Consider the following 15,835-nt stretch of genomic DNA (forward strand, 5'->3'; position numbering starts at 1 on the left):
CGGCTGTCTGCTAACCTGAAATAATATCCCACAGTGGTGAAACGGCTAGGCCACCTGCGATGCAACTGGCAAAGAGGGAAACTGTGCGCGACGGAAAGCGAACTGTGCCGGATTTCATCGATCGAGCAAAACTGTTCGAATTAATCATTGAGAGCGCGACGGATTTTGCGATCTTCACGAAGGACGTGGATGGCGCCATAACCAGTTGGAGCGAGCAGGCTGGACTCGGGGTATTGGAGTGGCGGAAAAGCGGTGTAGTCACACCCCAAGGCGAGCATGCCCGGCATAGGGGATATGGTGCGGAACTCTTGACACGCGCGCTGCCCTACCAGCTAAAGGCGCCGGCGGAGCTCATCTTCGGTGCTGATGACGGCGTCAGTTGCACGATCGCCATACCGGTCAAGACTCGAGGCAGATCGCATGACTGACGAGCACAGCAGCCCCATTTCCGGCTGCCGCCTTCTCCTCGTCGAAGACGATTATTTCATCGCGTCCGATGTCGCGCTATGGCTCGAAATCAACGGGGCCAAGGTGCTCGGCCCGGTCGGGACCGTCGGGGAAGCGCTGGATACTCTTGCCGGAAACCCGGGCGGCGTCGACATGGCCGTGCTCGACATCAACCTCGGCAGGGAGCGGGTCTTTCCCGTCGCGGACGTCCTGACGACGGCGAAGCTCCCATTCCTGTTCCTGACAGGTTATGACAAGGAGGCGATTCCCGAAACCTATCGCCATGTTGCACGCTGCCCCAAGCCGCTCGACCGGGATCTCTTGATCCGGATGATTGCTGCCGCCCTGGAGATGTGATCTGCGGTTTAGCAATCATGCCGAAACAGTCGGCAGGTCATGGAAACAAAACCCGTCCGTGAAACAATTGGCACAGCGACGCTTTTCCGGCGTTGTTCTGTTCTGGTTAGTTGCCAGGAAGAACACATGCATGAACGCCCGAAGATAGTTGCCGTTGGTCTCCTGACCCAGAAGGATTTGAACGTTCTCGGCAGCGGGTTTCGGAATGCGTTTCCTATCGTCGAGGGCCCCGACTTCGACGATCTGCTTCGGTCCATCGACGAAGCAGTCCGCCTCAGCGCTGCGCGGGAGCATGAGCAGCCAGGCCGCGACCGACGGGATCATTAATTCGGCCGCGATCGCAAGCGCATCACGCGCCGCCGATCCCTGCGATCACCGTCCCGGACCCTCCGCACATCGGGCAGGTTTTGCGGTCAATCCGCCCGTCTCTTGTCCCATCATCTTTTAAGATGAAGGCTATTCCTGATCAATATAATCGATCATTTCTTCAAACTATCTTGATGGTATTTCATCAATCGGCGGCGAGCCGCTCGGCTAACATATAGGCGTCAGCGGTCAGGCGCAGCGGCTCCACGTCGATATGGCTTTCCTGCGTCCGCACAAGTTCCTCGAAACGCGCGTAGAGCGCCGGATATTCGCTGCCCGCGCCGCGCCGGGGGTGGCCGTCGCCGATGCGAAGCACCGCACCCCCTTCCGAAAGCACCAGCCGGGTGCCCGCGCGGGTGGTGACCTCGATGGTCCAGCGCTCTTCTCCCTTATGGCGCCAGTCCAGCATTGCTTCGATCGGCCCGGTGGCGCCGGAGCTTTCCATCGTCAACCTCGCGGCGATCGGCTGTTGCCCGCCCTGGTGGAGGTGCATCCGCGCCTTGCGCAGCAAGAGCACCGACGGGCTGAGCAGCGTCGCGATCGATAGGGCATTGATGCCGGCGTCGAAGACGCCAAATCCGCCCGGTTGCCAGATCCATTGCTGTCCGGGATGCCATTTCTCGACATTCTCGAACCAGTCGATCCGCAGCGAGTGAAGCCCCTCCTCCGCGACGCGCCGTGCCGCTTCGCCCACGCCTTCGTTATACTGGGCGTGCCAGGTGGTGAAGAGGCTGACGCGCCGCGGCTCGCACAGCTTTGCGAGATCCATTACCTCGCCCAGCGTGACGCCGGGTGGCTTTTCGAGCAGGACATGAACGCCGAGATCGAGACAATCGCGCGCGATCGCGTGGCGCGGCCCCGGCGGCGTGCAGATTGCCACCGCATCGGGGCGTATCTGGCGCAGCATCTCGCCATGGTCCTGGAAGACCGGGACGTCGACGCTCGGCGCCGCACGTGGCGAGACCGCTGCCACAAGCTTGAATGCAGCGTTTGCTGCAATAGCCGGGACGTGCTGGTCGTGCGCGATCTTGCCGAAGCCGATGATGGCGATCCGGATCTCAGCCATGGAACGATCCCAGCCCAGCGACATAGGCGCGAGCCCGCACGGCGACAGCCTCTACCGTGCTGCCGGGCTTGTACAGGCCGGAACCGAGTCCGAAACCAGAGGCGCCCGCAGCGATATAATCGGCCATGGATTCAGGCGTGACGCCGCCTACGACGACCAGCGGCACGGTCGGAGGCAATATGGCGCGCTGGGCTTGCACCACCTTGGGAGAAGCCGCCTCGGCAGGGAATAACTTCAGCATGTGTGCGCCCGCCTTGAGCGCCGCGAACGCCTCGGTCGGCGTGAAATAGCCGGGCGCCGAAATCAGCCCGGCCTCGACTGTCGCCGCTATCACCTCGGCATCGGTCGAGGGCGACACGATGATCCGTCCGCCGGCCCCCTTCACATCCGCGACCTGCCGGGGTTCCAGCACCGTGCCGGCTCCGACCAGGGCATGGTCGCCGAACCGCGCGGCGAGCAATTCGATGCTGCGCAGCGGATCCGGTGAGTTCAACGGCACCTCGATGATCCGGATACCGGCTTCGATCAGCGCGTCTCCTATCGCATGAGCCTCGGCCGAGGTGATGCCGCGAAGGATCGCAACGAGGGGGCAATGCGCGAGATGCCGTTCGAGAATTTGCTCCGCTCTCATCTCATGATCTCCGTCAAGGCCTTGATGCCGGCCAGAAAAGCGGCCTCGCCATCGACTTCAAAGCAGGGCCGCCGGGTTTCGCGCAGGGCCGCGGCATAAAGCGCCGTCAGCGCCGGATCGCCGATCAGCGCTACGGCGCCCCCCCTGCCGACGAAGGACAGGCCGGTTCTGATGTCGGCTCCGATAAGCAGGCCGCTCGCATAGGCGCTGGCCTCTTCGTCCGAAAGGCCGCCGATCAGACCTCTGGCGCGGATCTGGAACAGCTCGGCGGTCAACTCGCAGCGCTCGAGCGATCGGCGAACGCCCGCCGCGAAGGAAGGGCCGGGAGCAATCTCGGCCTGAAGCTGGCTTCCGATGATGCTGTGCTTCTTCAGCAGCGCGAACATCTCCCCCGTCATGACCGTTCGGAATGCCACGATCCTGCCGCCCTCAAGCTTCACCCATTTCGCATGGGTGCCTGGGTGGCAGGCCGGAGCATTGGGCGACACCAGACCGGCGGCCACCGCACCGAGCAGCTGGATCTCCTCGCCGCGCATCACGTCGACGCTGTCGTCGCCAGCGAAGCTGAGGCCGGGAACGATCGCGGCATCGGACTCAGCTATGCGCTTCAGGCCGCCCACCAGCTCGTCGAGCCCGGCGGGACAGGATCGGTAGGGCGCCTCCACCCAGCCCCGATTCGAGCCGATCATCCCCGCGAGCAGCATCGCCCCGCTGCCGAGCCGGGCTCGCAGGTCGGCAACGGCGGCGGGAAATCCGCCGGATTCCACGGCCAGGACTCCTTGCCCATCGCTGACCTGATCGATCACCGTCCCGTCGCGCGCGACGGCATAAGCCCGCCTGTTCGTCGTCCCCCAGTCCACGGCGATTATTTCGGCTCCGCTCGCCATCCAACCTCCATCTCAACAGCGCGATAACGCGCAAGACGCGCGAATGTCGCGACGGCCACGGCAACTTTGCGCATCAGCCGGCGTTGGCCTTTCCGTCATGGGATCGAGCTACGATATTTCCGCGCCTGAAGTTGTCGTGCGCTGCGACGCACTGCTGGGCGAGGGCCCGATATGGGTGGCGCGTGAGCAGGCGCTCTATTGGGTGGACATCAAAGCGCCATCGGTCTGGCGGTTGGACTGGGAAACGAGGAGCACGCGAAGTTGGACGCCGCCATGGCGCATCGGGGCCATCGCGCCGCGCCTTGAAGGCGGCTTCATCGCCGCCACCGAAGCGGGATTTGCGCTCGCCGACTTCGAGGAGAATATCTTCGAACCGATCGGCAATCCCGACAAGGATATCCCCGGCAACCGCTTCAACGACGGCAAGGTCGATCCCGCCGGCTGCTTCTGGGCCGGAACTATGGACGATGCCGAACAGGCGACCACTGGCTCGCTTTTCCGCCTCGATGCCGCGCTCGAGTGGCAATGCGTCGATCGCGGCTACCATGTCACCAATGGTCCGGCCTTCAGCCCCGATGGCAGGATCCTCTACCATAGCGATTCCGCGATACGCACCGTGTACCGTTTCCCCATCGCCGCGGATGGGTCGATCGGCGCGCGCGAGACATTCCTGCGCTTCGGCCAGGACGACGGCTATCCCGACGGCATGACCAGCGACATCGAGGGATGCCTGTGGATCGCCTTCTGGGATGGCGGCTGCGTGCGGCGCTTTTCGCCGGAGGGCGTGCTGCTCGACCATGTGGACTTGCCGACCCGGCGTCCGACCAGTTGCGCTTTCGGCGGACCCGATCTCGACCGGTTGTTCATCACCTCGGCACGGATCGGCCTGGAGGACGTGCTGGCCGATCAGCCGCTGGCGGGTTCGCTGTTCATGGTGCGGCCCGGCGTCGTCGGCGTCGAGCAACCGTCCTTCGCCGGTTGAAGCGGGAGCACGCAATGGCCAATTTCATGTTCTGCACCGGCATCGAAAACAGCATACCGACGATCGACAATGGCCGCACCCGCATCGACGAGATGGAGCTGTGCGGCCACTATAAACGGTGGCGCGAGGACTTCGATCTGGTCGAGGATCTCGGCATCCATTATCTGCGCTTCGGGCCGCCGCTGCACCGGACCTGGCTGGGTCCCAACCATTATGACTGGTCATTTGCCGACCATGCCCTGGATGACCTGCACCGCCGGGACATCACCCCCATCGTCGATCTTTGTCATTTCGGCGTGCCGGACTGGATCGGCAATTTTCAAAATCCGGACTTTCCGCATCTTTTTGGGGGCTACGCAGCGGCGTTCGCGCAGCGTTATCACTGGGTGCAGCTCTATACGCCGGTCAACGAGATGTTCATCTGCGCGGTCTTTTCCGCCAAATATGGCTGGTGGAACGAGCAACTGACCAGCGACACCGCCTTCGTCACCGCGCTCAAGAATATCGTCAAAGCCAATGTCGTTGCGATGCAGGAGATATTGAAACTCCGCCCCGATGCGATCTTCATCCAGAGCGAGTCCTCGGAATATTTCCACGCCGACAGCCCGGCAGCCATCGGCCCCGCCGAGATCATGAACTCGAAGCGTTTCCTGAGCCTCGACCTGAATTACGGGCGCCGGGTGAACAGCGAGATGTACGAGTTCCTGATGGATTGCGGCATGACCCGGGAAGAATATCACTTCTTCCTGGGCAACCGCCTCAAACAGCACTGTATCCTCGGCAACGACTATTATTGCACCAACGAGCATCGCGTGCACCAGGACGGCCGAACCTGGGCAGCGGGCGAAGTGTTCGGCTATAGCGAGATCACCCGCCAATATTACGGCCGCTACGGCCTGCCGGTGATGCACACCGAAACCAATCTCTCCGAAGGCCCCAATGGCGACGAGGCGGTAAACTGGCTGTGGAAGGAATGGGCCAATGTCCTGCGGCTGCGCAACATCGGCATCCCAACGGTCGGGTTCACCTGGTATTCGCTGACCGATCAGGTCGACTGGGACAGTGCGCTGCGGGAACGCAATGGCCATGTGAACCCGCTCGGCCTCTACGATCTCGATCGCAATATCCGCGCCGTCGGCAAGGCCTATAAGCAGCTTATCGCGGATTGGCGCGATGTCCTGCCCGCGCAGAGCGTCTGCCTCGTGGTGCCGGTGGTGCCCCCTTCCCACTCCGGCCGGGTCGATGCCGTCGAACAGGAAGATCGCGCCGGAGACATGCTGCGCCGGCCCGACGCCCAGCCCCTGACCAGCGAGGAGATCAACCGGTGAACATCGAGCGGATCGAAACCTTCTATGTGCCGCCACGCTGGCTGTTCGTGCGGATCGAGGCGCAAGGCGGCCTGGTCGGCTGGGGCGAAGCCAGCCTCGAAGGCCATGCCGAAGCCGTCGACGGCGCTTTCGAAGCGTTGCGCGACCGTTTCGTCGATCATGATGCGCGGCGGATCGAGGACATCTGGCAGATAGCCTATCGCGGCGGCTTCTACCGCGGCGGGGCGGTGATGATGAGCGCCTTGTCCGGGCTGGACCAAGCGCTTTGGGACCTTAACGGCAAGGCGTCGAACCTGCCGGCCTGGCAGATGCTGGGCGGCCGGGTGCGTGACAAGGTGCGGGCCTATGCCTGGATCGGCGGAGACCGACCCCATGAAGCCGCCGAAGCTGCAGCTGCGCGGCGGGAGCAGGGGTTTTCCGCGGTGAAGATGAACGCCACCGCGGAGCTCGACTTCCTCGGCACGCCGAAGTTGCTGGACGAGGTGGTCGAGCGGGTCCGTGCGGTCCAGGCCGAAGGGCTCGACGTCGGGCTCGACTTCCACGGGCGCATCCACAAGCCGATGGCGAAGCAGCTGGCAAAGCTGCTCGAGCCGCTGGGGCTGATGTTCATCGAGGAACCGCTGCTCTCCGAAAATCCCGAAGGCATCGCGCAGATCAGCCAGCTGGTCAGCACGCCGATCGCGCTCGGCGAACGCCTCTACTCCCGCTGGGACTTCAAGCCCTTCCTCGCTTCCGGCGTAGTGGACATCATCCAGCCGGACCTGAGCCATGCCGGCGGATTGAGCGAGTGCCGCCGCATTGCCGCCATGGCGGAGGCGTTCGACGTGGCCGTCGCCCCGCACTGCCCACTCGGCCCGCTGGCGCTGGCATCCTGCCTTCAGCTGGCGGGCTGCACGCCCAATGTCGTGTTGCAGGAGATGTCGCTCGGCATCCACTATAATGTCGGGCACGACCTGCTGAATTTCGTCACCAATCCCGATATATTCAAGCCGATCGACGGCTTTCTGGCGATCCCCACTGGGGCCGGGCTTGGCGTGGAGATCGACGAAGCGGGCGTGCGCCGTGCGCATGAGCAGCGGCACCGCTGGCGGAACCCGATCTGGCGCTATGCCGACGGCAGCTTTGCCGAGTGGTAGGATGAGCGACGTACAGCTCTCGGCCGGCCCGCTGCGACTGGCCCTGCTGCCGTCGCTCGGCGGCAGCATAGGCCGCTTCGACTGGGTCGAGGGCAATGCGGTTTCTCCGATCCTGCGCAGCGAGGCCGCGCCTGCTTCTCCGCTGGAGGCCGGGTGCTTCCCGCTCGTTCCCTATTGCAACCGCATTCGCGGTGGCGCCTTCCGCTTCCGCGGCCGCGAGGTCGTGCTGGCACCGAACATGGCCGGCGATCCGAGCCCGCTGCACGGCCAGGGCTGGCTTGGCCGCTGGCGCGTGGAGGAGCAGACTGCCGCCAGCGCCCAGCTTCTGTTCGAACATGACGGCGGCGAGTGGCCATGGCCCTATGCCGCCCGGCAGCGGCTGAGCCTCGATCCGCACGGCCTTACGGTCGAACTCGGCTGCACCAACAGCGGGGACGCCGCGATGCCCTGCGGGCTGGGGCTTCACCCTTATTTTCCCTGCGCTGCCGGGACGCGCCTGGTCACCCGGGTCGAAAATGTCTGGACCGTGGACCAGCGGGTCCTGCCAGTGGAGCGCATCGCTGCGCGCGGACGGTACGACCTGACCGATGGTCCTATATGCGGTCGCGAACTGGATAATGGCTATGATGGCTGGAGCGGAGCGGCTGCCATCACGACGCCGGGCGCGCCGTTCAGCATCACCCTGTCTTCGCCGGGGACGCGCTTCTTCCAGCTCTACTCGCCACGGCAAGGCAGCCTTTTCGTCGCAGAACCGGTCACGCACGCCAACGCAGCGCTGAACGCGCCGGAAGAGCGCTGGGAAGCGCTCGGGCTGAAGGTCATGGAGCCCGGCGAAACCATGACGCTGCGGATGCGGCTGGACATCGACCCCGTGTGAATGCCCGTCAGGCGGCCACGCGGCGATCCAGTACGCCCCGGAGGCGCAGCTCATGCGCGAAACGGTCCATTGCGCAGGATAGGGGCGGCAGCAGCGCTCCTTTCGTGCTGCCGAGCGGCACCGCGCCGGGCCGAATGGCGCGCCAGCCGAGCCGTTCGCYCGGCACCGCGTGGATCAATGCCGCATCGAGGCCACAACGCCCGGCGAGCTGGCGACCGAAATCCGACCAGGACAGCGCCTCGCCATTGGTGAGATGCCATATTCCCTCGACACCATCGATCATCAGGTCGAGCACGGCGCTGCACAGGTCCGGAACATAGCTTGGCGTGACCACCTGATCATGAGCGGCGCGGAAAGGCCGCCCCTGACCCAACGCTCCGACCATGTGCATGGCGAAATTATAGGTGTCGAAGGGCGAGAAGAAGGCGGCGGTCCGAATGATCAGGTGACTCCCGTGGAGCGACCGTATCGATTGTTCCGCGAGAGCCTTGCTCCAGCCATAGACGTTCAGCGGCGCAGGATCGTCATCTTCCCGATAGGTCCTGCCGATCCCGCCATCGAACACCAAATCGCTTGAGAAGCTCGCTGTCGGGATGTTCCGTTCGGCGCAGGCGGCGGCAAGCCGCTCCGCCCCCTCGGCGTTGGCGGCGATGCAGGCCGCCGCGTCGGTTTCGGCATCGTCGACCCTCACCCAGCCGGCGGCGTTGATCACCGCCCAGGGCCTGTACGCATCGAGCGCCGCAGCGATGCTTTGCTCATCGGACAGGTCGAGCTGCTGCCGGCATGTCGCGACATGAGCGATGTCGCGATGCCGGCAGGCGGCCGCGAGCGCGCCTCCCAACGTTCCGGTCGCCCCGACCACGAGCAGCGGCGGCGCGGTCTGGCCCGCCATCCGACGCCAGCAGCGCGAATGATCGGGCAGCGGAGCTGGTCGCGGAACTGCCGGGTGGTGGACGCGGATGTCGCGCCTCCACCAGCCTGAGCCGGCGAGCACCGGGTGCGAAGGCTCCTCCCCCCGGCTTAGGGACTTCAGCAGCGGCACGACGGCCGTTGGCCGCGGCACCGCGCCGCGCACGTCGAACGCACCGGCTTCATAGACACCGGCGGTGGTAAGCAGAGTGTTCCAGCCGCAGCCGCCGAGCAGCGCCCAACTGGTCACGGCGCGGATGTCGACGCCCTCGCCGCGGAGTGCGAACGCCGTCTGCCACGCATCATAGGTCCAGCGCATCTGCTCCTCGCGGGTGCAGCCATTGTGAACCTCGGTGACCGCGAGCGGGATATGGTAGCGGTCCCAGGCCTCGCGCAATGAGCCGGYGAGTCCCGGGGGGGGCGGCTGCAGGACGCGGACTGCCTCGACATCGACGAACGCGCGCCGGCTGTTCCCCCCGCGCACTCGCGCCGGATAGCGTTGCACCCTGTGGTCGAGAAACCGGTCGCTGGTAAGATAGTGGTTGATGCCGATGATGTTGGGCGGACAGGGATCGTCGGCAATCCGGCGGAGGCGGTCCTCGAAGCCATAGCGCAGGAGGCGCGTCCACAGATCGTGCCCAGGCACCACTTTCCCGCAAAGCAGATCCCAGCCCATCCATCGGCGCACATTGTCGAAGGCGGCCTGTTCGCGAACGGAAACCGTTGCGTAGGTACGCCCCAGATCGTCGGTCTGGACGAGCCGCGCCTCGGGCTGCACGCGCCGCACTTCGCGCATGGCGAGCCGGGTAGCGTCGATCTGGTTCAGTAGCGCGAGCCAGAAGCTCGGTTCGTCGCGCAGATGAGGATACCAATGACCATAGAGCGTCGCGAAACGGGCCGTGGTCAGCGGCTCGTTTACGGGCGTCCAGTCAGTGATCCACGGATAACGCTCCGCGACGGTGCGGGCATGGCTTGCCAGGCCGGAAGCGAAATCGTCTGCCAGCAGATTGGTGGAACGCGGCCCGCTGCCATGGTGCACCAACCCTGCAATTGGGCGAATGCCGTGAGAACGGAGTTTCGCCAGCCCCATGTCAGACCAGTTCCAGTCGTGGTTCGCGCTCGTTTCGGCTGTCATACGCTCCCAAAGGATCGGGTAGCGCAAGGCGCGAAGCCCAAGTTCGGCGAACAGGTCAAGATCGGAGATGCGGTCATGATGCCCCGTCTCCTTAAGCTGATCCCGAAAGCTGTCCCCGACGCGGTTGACCGTGCACTCTGCACCGCCCCAAAGTTCCAGCATGTCCACCCGCTACTCCCCGGTCTCGCCAACAAAGATCAATCGGGAGAAACGAAGTCGATCTATACTTGTTGCATGATGAGGATAATAACTCATCCGAAATAACATATATCATACAATAGCTTACATATATTCTGATGGAACTCCCGAGCCGGTTGCACCGTTCTTCATACACATTTGTCAGCAAGGCTATGTCATGCAGCAGCTCCCTTCCCTTCCCCGTGCCGTCTCTTCCATGGAGGGAGGGGGCCATGCCGAACGGCTGCTTATGTGCTTCAGCCATCTTAGATGGGACTTCGTATTCCAGCGACCGCAGCATCTGATGAGCCGCTTCGCGGCAGAATATGATGTGGTCTTCTGGGAGGAACCACTGACCTCCGACGAAGCTCTGGCGCCGTATCTGCAGGTCCGCAGCTGTGAACGAACCGGTGTGATCGTCGCCACGCCGATCCTGCCGGTCGACTTCAACGAAGGCGACGAACGGGCCATGCTCAAGAGGCTGCTCGGCGAATTTCTCCAGGATCGCCCGCAGCCCGCCGTCAGATGGTATTACACGCCGATGATGCTGCCGTTCTCGGAACATGTCCCTGCGGATTGCATCGTCTATGACTGCATGGACGAACTCGCGAATTTCAAGAACGCGCCGCCGGAATTGATGCCGCTCGAGATGCGGCTGATGGAGCAGGCCGATCTGATGTTCACCGGCGGCCACAGCCTCTTCGAGGCGAAGCGCGGCCGTCACCCTCATATATATCCCTTCCCGTCCAGCGTGGACGTGAAGCATTTCAAGGCTGCACGTGCGCCGGGCCGCGATCCGGAGGATCAGGCGGCGATCCCAGGCCCGAGACTCGGCTTCTACGGAGTCGTGGATGAACGTATGGACCTCGAACTGCTGGCACGGCTTTCCGAGGCCCGGCCGCAATGGTCGATCGTGGTGGTCGGCCMCGTCGTCAAGATCAGCGAAGACGATCTGCCGCGAGCACCCAACCTCCATTATCTCGGCGGGAAGTCCTATGCCGAGCTGCCCGATTATCTGCGCGGCTGGGACGTCGCGCTGATGCCGTTCGCCATCAACGAGGCGACACGGTTCATTAGTCCGACCAAAACGCCCGAATATCTCGCCGCCGGCTGTCCGGTGGTGTCGAGTCCGATCTGCGACGTGGTTCGGCATTATGGCGCGATCGAAGCGGTGAAGATCGCCGATACGCCGGAAAGCTTCGTGCTCGCCTGCGACGAAGCACTAGCCCTGGCCAATACCCCGGGCGCCTGGCAGGACGAAGTCGACTCGACATTATCAAGCCTCTCATGGGATCRCACATTCCGGCAGATGCTCGACCTGATCGACGATGCGGCGGCCCGCGCCGAGCATGTCCAGCCGATCGTTTCTCCAACCATTTGGCCCGCTGAACGCCCGCAACATTATGATGTGATGGTGGTCGGCGCGGGTTTTGCCGGGGCGGTCATGGCGGAGCGGCTTGCCGCCGGCTCGAACAGAAGGGTGCTGGTCGTCGATCGACGCCCGCATATCGCCGGCAATGCCTTCGATCATCTCGATGACGCCGGCGTGCTGATCCACCAATATGGTCCGCACATATTCCACACGAACAGCCAGGAAATCGTGGACTATCTGTCCCGATTCACGGATTGGCGGCCCTACGAGCACCGGGTGCTCGCGGAAGTGAACGGCCAGCGCGTACCGATGCCGATCAATCGCACCACGCTGAATCTGCTCTACGGACTGGACCTGCGCACCGAGGAGGACGCGGCCGCTTTCCTGGCATCGCGCGCTGAACCGGTCGAGACGATCAAGACGTCGGCCGATGTGGTCGTCTCCGCGATCGGCCGCGATCTGTATGAGACCTTCTTCCAGGGTTACACCCGCAAACAATGGGGAATGGATCCGTCCGAGCTCGACAAGTCGGTAACCGCACGGGTTCCGACGCGAACCAATGTCGACGATCGTTATTTTACCGACAGCTTCCAGGCCATGCCGGCGCAGGGTTTCACGACAATGTTCGAGCGCATGCTCGACCACCCGAACATCGATCTGCTGCTGGGCGTCGATTTCGCCGAAGTGCGCGACGCCTATCCACACACGCATCTCGTCTTCACCGGCCCGATCGACGAATATTTCGGCTATCGCTTCGGAAAGCTGCCTTATCGATCGCTGCGGTTCGTCCATGAGACCGTCGACCAGGAGTGGCACCAGCCGGTCGCGGTCGTGAATTATCCGTCGGAGGCGGTGCCCTATACGCGCGTGACCGAATATAAGCACCTAACCGGCCAGCAGGCGGAGCGCACCAGCATCACCTACGAATATCCAAGCGCCGAGGGCGATCCTTATTATCCGATCCCGCGTGAAGAGAATCAGGCGTTGTTTAAGCGCTATGAGGCGTTGGCTATCGCACAGACCGACGTAACTTTCGTCGGCCGCCTCGCGACCTATCGCTATTATAATATGGACCAGGTGGTCGGTCAGGCGCTCGCCACCTATCGCAAGATCTTCGCCAAAGCCGATGCAAAAATCGACAGCAAGAATAGCGTAACAATCCAGCTAGGCAGCGGCCCCGAGCTGAAGGCCGCCGCCGCCTGATACGCACCGCTGAGATCGCTAAGCATCCGTAATGATTACTATTCTTTTCGCTAACATCGATTAATTCATCTTGTCTCAATCTACCCGCGCCTATAGCAGAGCGCGCGGAGCCGGGGCTCCGATCAGATGGGTTGGTGCTTGGAGTGGGGACATGGGTGAGCGGTGGACGCCGGAGGCCGCGCGAGAATGGTTCGCAGCGCTGCCATGGCTGGTAGGGTGTAATTTCACGCCCTCCAATGCGATTAACCAGCTTGAGATGTGGCAGGCCGATTCCTTCGACCTCGCGACCATGGATCGTGAACTAGGCCTTGCCGCCTCGGTCGGCATGAATGCGATTCGCGTCTATCTGCACGATCTTCTCTGGGTGGAGGATGCTGACGCCTTTCTCGACCGGATCGATGCCTTCCTCAGCCTGGCGGAGCGTCATGGTATTCGCGTGATGCTGGTGCTGTTCGACTCCTGCTGGCATCCCGAGCCCGAGTTGGGTACCCAGCCGCAACCTCGCGAAGGCGTGCACAATTCGGGCTGGGTTCAGTCCCCTGGTGTGCCTGCGCTGAGCAATGCGGAAGAGCACAGGCGGCTCGAATCCTATGTGAAGGGCGTGGTCGCCCGCTTTGCGGATGACCCGCGCGTTCTGGCCTGGGACATCTGGAACGAGCCTGACAATGGGCCCGAAGTCGCGCTCTGCGATCCCGTTGCTTTGAAGGCCAAGGCCGATCTGGTGGTGCCGCTGCTCGTGGAAGCGTTCGGCTGGGCGCGCGCGATGAACCCCATTCAGCCGCTGACCAGTGGGATCTGGCTGGGCGACTGGTCGGCGCCAGATCTGCTCAGCCCCATCCAGCGCGCGCAGACAGGCAACTCGGATGTGATCTCCTTCCACAATTACGGCGTGGCGGAAGACTTCATCCAGCGCGTGAAATGGCTGAAGACGATGGGCCGGCCGCTGATGTGCACCGAGTTCATGGCGCGTCCGGCGGGGAGTACCTTCCAGGCCATCCTGCCGGCTGCTAAGGAACTCGAGGTCGGCGCCTTCTGCTGGGGTCTGGTCCGCGGCAAGACGCAGACGCATCTGCCTTGGGACAGCTGGGAAAATCCCAATATCGAAGGTCTGAAGGACGCCTGGTTTCACGACATCTTCGACGAGAGCGGCGAACCGCACGACCCGAGCGAAGTGGAGTTCCTGCGCTTGCTGAACCGGCTCGATCAGGTGGCTGCCTGAGCCGGTGGGCCCCGGGGCTTCAACCTAGCTTGTCCGCCAGCTTGCGCCACGGCATAGTCGATGCCGCGCGGCCTGCATTGATGTTCATCATGTCTCCATAGGTGGCGACCATGGTGGATCGCCTCGTTCGTCAGCCGCGCCGCGTTACCCTAGTGTAAGGTACGAATTTGCGGAGCGACACCGCGCCGTGGGTGAAACGGGTGCTGCTGTCGAGCAGCCGAACAAGGTCGAGGCTGCAGAGCCGGGAACCCCAGGGCTCGCTGACCAGAATATCGTCACGATCGAGAGTATGGGGATCGTCGGTCTGGTTCACGTAGATCGTATCGCCGATTTCACGATAGACTATGGCAGTGCCATCGACGACCTCGGTGGACTGGATTGAACGGAGACTGATGCAGTCCACCGGCTTCCCGGCGACCCGGCCTTCGAGGAGCCTGGCCATCCGGGCGTCGGCGCGCTGCTGTGCTGTCGACGTTGCGGCCGAAGCACCCGATGCGAGCGCCACCGCCGCGATGAGCGATGTGATGAGACGCATTGCCTTGGTCCGAAGATAACAACGCGCCCCGTTATCACGTCTCGCATGAACGGGAGATTAGCATCCGCCGAACGATGGAGGCACCGGAGACCGATAAGAAAACCCCGGCCGTACAGGCCGGGGTCAAGAGATAGGTCGGCCCAGGCTCTAGTAGCTGCCTTGCCCCTGCAGGCTGTGCTTGAGCTGGCTGGCGCGATCATGGCCTCGCCGGATCGACTGATAGGCCTGCTCGATCACCTGGCGAACTTCCGGCGATAGGTCGGTGTCGCTCAGGGCCGCCTGGTATTTCTCCTTGATATAGTCCTCTCCCCGCTCGACCTCCTCGACGATCGCCTTGTCGTCGCGACCGGTGACTGCGTCCTTCAGGTTCATGAACGTCCGGTGCGCGGCGGCGAGAAAGCTGCTGTCGTCCTCGGGATTTCCGCCAAGCCGGCGTACTTCGGTCTGCAAGGTGGTAACGACTTGTCGGCGCTCCTGGGCGAACTCGCGGAATTGCGATGAGAAGCGCGTTGCATCGACGTTTTCCGCCGCCTCCTCAAAGCCCTTGACGCTGTCGAGGGTCGTCTTGATCAGGCTGTTCAATGTCGAGACATCGGTATCGGTGCTCATGGGTAGCCTCCTTCGGGTGTTCCGGATCAACGACTTAGACGGGTTTTGGCTGCGAGGTCGGCGGTCTTGAAAACAGGCGCTGGCGGGTTTTCGGTTTAACCGAGGCTTCGCCGAGATGGATGGAGCGATTGACAGCGGGAAGCCAGCCACGCACTGCTCGAATTCGATGCGGTCATGCACGCAGATCACGTTCAGATCCGATCGCGTTTCCCAAGGCTCGAGCACTATTGCCGGCAAGTGGCGGCGATGAAGGGACCCGAAACGGAATTGGACAGTTGGTCTCGATGAGATGGCGCGGTATATCGCTGTGTCGATAGCAGGGAGGGCTGACATGCCGGTATCCGAAGGCAATGCGTTGGAGCGGGTTGCCCGCGTGCTGTGCGGTCAGCACCTGAGCGCCAATGCCAATGGCACATATTCATCGGCCTGCGATGCGGTCGACGCCGCGTGGCGCGACTATGTCGACGATGCGATCGCGGTGCTCAAGACCCTGCGAGAACCCGACGCAGCCATGGCCGCTGTCGGCGATGCTGCGATATGGGAAGCGATGGTGCATGCGGCCCTGGGGGACGAGCCATTGAAAAAGCGCGCGTCTTAGC

General features: G+C 63.1%; 16 protein-coding genes. 9 read left to right on the plus strand and 7 right to left on the minus strand.

Annotated features, from left to right (window positions below; all coding sequences use genetic code 11):
- Positions 1-59: 59 nt before the first annotated feature.
- Together AC1DPF_RS08590 and AC1DPF_RS08595 are read left to right on the plus strand one after the other, a co-directional pair.
- Positions 60-428 (plus strand): hypothetical protein, encoded by a 369-nt coding sequence (locus tag AC1DPF_RS08590; RefSeq protein ID WP_477866764.1) that lies wholly within the window; start codon positions 60-62, stop codon positions 426-428.
- Positions 421-804, plus strand: a complete 384-nt coding sequence (locus tag AC1DPF_RS08595) for a response regulator (RefSeq protein ID WP_477866766.1) — start codon at positions 421-423, stop codon at positions 802-804. Before AC1DPF_RS08590 ends, AC1DPF_RS08595 begins: the two co-directional genes overlap by 8 nt.
- A 15-nt stretch (positions 805-819) precedes the next feature.
- Here AC1DPF_RS08595 and AC1DPF_RS08600 read toward each other — a convergent pair whose 3' ends face one another.
- The 4 genes from AC1DPF_RS08600 to AC1DPF_RS08615 all read right to left on the minus strand — a co-directional run bounded on the left by AC1DPF_RS08600 (position 820) and on the right by AC1DPF_RS08615 (position 3,754).
- A complete protein-coding gene (locus tag AC1DPF_RS08600) occupies positions 820-1,128 on the minus strand; it encodes a hypothetical protein (protein WP_477960714.1) in 309 nt (102 codons plus the stop codon).
- Positions 1,129-1,315: 187 nt separating this feature from the next.
- Positions 1,316-2,236 (minus strand): Gfo/Idh/MocA family protein, encoded by a 921-nt coding sequence (locus AC1DPF_RS08605; protein WP_477866770.1) that lies wholly within the window; start codon positions 2,234-2,236, stop codon positions 1,316-1,318.
- Complete coding sequence (locus AC1DPF_RS08610) at positions 2,229-2,867, minus strand: 2-dehydro-3-deoxy-6-phosphogalactonate aldolase (protein WP_477866772.1); 639 nt, start codon at positions 2,865-2,867, stop codon at positions 2,229-2,231. Before AC1DPF_RS08610 ends, AC1DPF_RS08605 begins: the two co-directional genes overlap by 8 nt.
- A complete protein-coding gene (locus AC1DPF_RS08615; RefSeq protein ID WP_477866774.1) occupies positions 2,864-3,754 on the minus strand; it encodes a 2-dehydro-3-deoxygalactonokinase in 891 nt (296 codons plus the stop codon). The genes AC1DPF_RS08610 and AC1DPF_RS08615 overlap by 4 nt, the downstream gene beginning before the upstream one ends.
- Positions 3,755-3,851: 97 nt before the next feature.
- On the opposite strand from AC1DPF_RS08615, the gene AC1DPF_RS08620 reads away from it, so the two are divergent.
- Genes AC1DPF_RS08620 through AC1DPF_RS08635 form a run of 4 tightly spaced genes read left to right on the plus strand, consistent with a single transcriptional unit; the run spans position 3,852 to position 8,077 of the window.
- Positions 3,852-4,736: an SMP-30/gluconolactonase/LRE family protein gene (locus AC1DPF_RS08620; protein WP_477866776.1), complete on the plus strand. Its 885-nt coding sequence runs from the start codon at positions 3,852-3,854 to the stop codon at positions 4,734-4,736.
- 14 nt (positions 4,737-4,750) lie between these two features.
- A complete protein-coding gene (locus tag AC1DPF_RS08625; protein WP_477866778.1) occupies positions 4,751-6,064 on the plus strand; it encodes a family 1 glycosylhydrolase in 1,314 nt (437 codons plus the stop codon).
- The gene (gene dgoD, locus AC1DPF_RS08630) at positions 6,061-7,200 is read left to right on the plus strand and encodes a galactonate dehydratase (RefSeq protein WP_477866780.1); all 1,140 of its coding nucleotides are present in this window, start codon (positions 6,061-6,063) and stop codon (positions 7,198-7,200) included. Before AC1DPF_RS08625 ends, dgoD begins: the two co-directional genes overlap by 4 nt.
- 1 nt (position 7,201) lies before the next feature.
- Positions 7,202-8,077 carry an aldose 1-epimerase gene (locus AC1DPF_RS08635; protein ID WP_477960716.1) on the plus strand — a complete coding sequence of 292 codons (876 nt, stop codon included), beginning with the start codon at positions 7,202-7,204 and terminating at the stop codon, positions 8,075-8,077.
- 7 nt (positions 8,078-8,084) lie between these two features.
- On the opposite strand, the gene AC1DPF_RS08640 is transcribed toward AC1DPF_RS08635, so the two are convergent.
- On the minus strand, positions 8,085-10,283 hold the full coding sequence (locus AC1DPF_RS08640) for a sugar nucleotide-binding protein (protein ID WP_477960872.1): 2,199 nt from the start codon (positions 10,281-10,283) through the stop codon (positions 8,085-8,087).
- Positions 10,284-10,602: 319 nt separating this feature from the next.
- Between AC1DPF_RS08640 and glf the strand changes: the two genes are divergently transcribed.
- Together glf and AC1DPF_RS08650 are read left to right on the plus strand one after the other, a co-directional pair.
- Entirely contained in the window at positions 10,603-12,873 is a 2,271-nt protein-coding gene (gene glf / locus AC1DPF_RS08645; RefSeq protein ID WP_477960718.1) for a UDP-galactopyranose mutase, read from the plus strand.
- Between the two features lie 151 nt (positions 12,874-13,024).
- Positions 13,025-14,092 carry a cellulase family glycosylhydrolase gene (locus AC1DPF_RS08650; protein WP_477866788.1) on the plus strand — a complete coding sequence of 356 codons (1,068 nt, stop codon included), beginning with the start codon at positions 13,025-13,027 and terminating at the stop codon, positions 14,090-14,092.
- Positions 14,093-14,222: 130 nt separating this feature from the next.
- On the opposite strand, the gene AC1DPF_RS08655 is transcribed toward AC1DPF_RS08650, so the two are convergent.
- Together AC1DPF_RS08655 and AC1DPF_RS08660 are read right to left on the minus strand one after the other, a co-directional pair.
- A complete protein-coding gene (locus AC1DPF_RS08655; RefSeq protein WP_477866790.1) occupies positions 14,223-14,627 on the minus strand; it encodes a hypothetical protein in 405 nt (134 codons plus the stop codon).
- 147 nt (positions 14,628-14,774) lie between these two features.
- On the minus strand, positions 14,775-15,236 hold the full coding sequence (locus tag AC1DPF_RS08660; protein ID WP_477866792.1) for a ferritin-like domain-containing protein: 462 nt from the start codon (positions 15,234-15,236) through the stop codon (positions 14,775-14,777).
- A gap of 331 nt (positions 15,237-15,567) precedes the next feature.
- On the opposite strand from AC1DPF_RS08660, the gene AC1DPF_RS08665 reads away from it, so the two are divergent.
- Positions 15,568-15,834, plus strand: a complete 267-nt coding sequence (locus AC1DPF_RS08665) for a hypothetical protein (RefSeq protein ID WP_477960720.1) — start codon at positions 15,568-15,570, stop codon at positions 15,832-15,834.
- The last annotated feature ends 1 nt before the right edge of the window (position 15,835 follow it).

The organism is Rhizorhabdus sp. P4_G6, assembly GCF_056401045.1.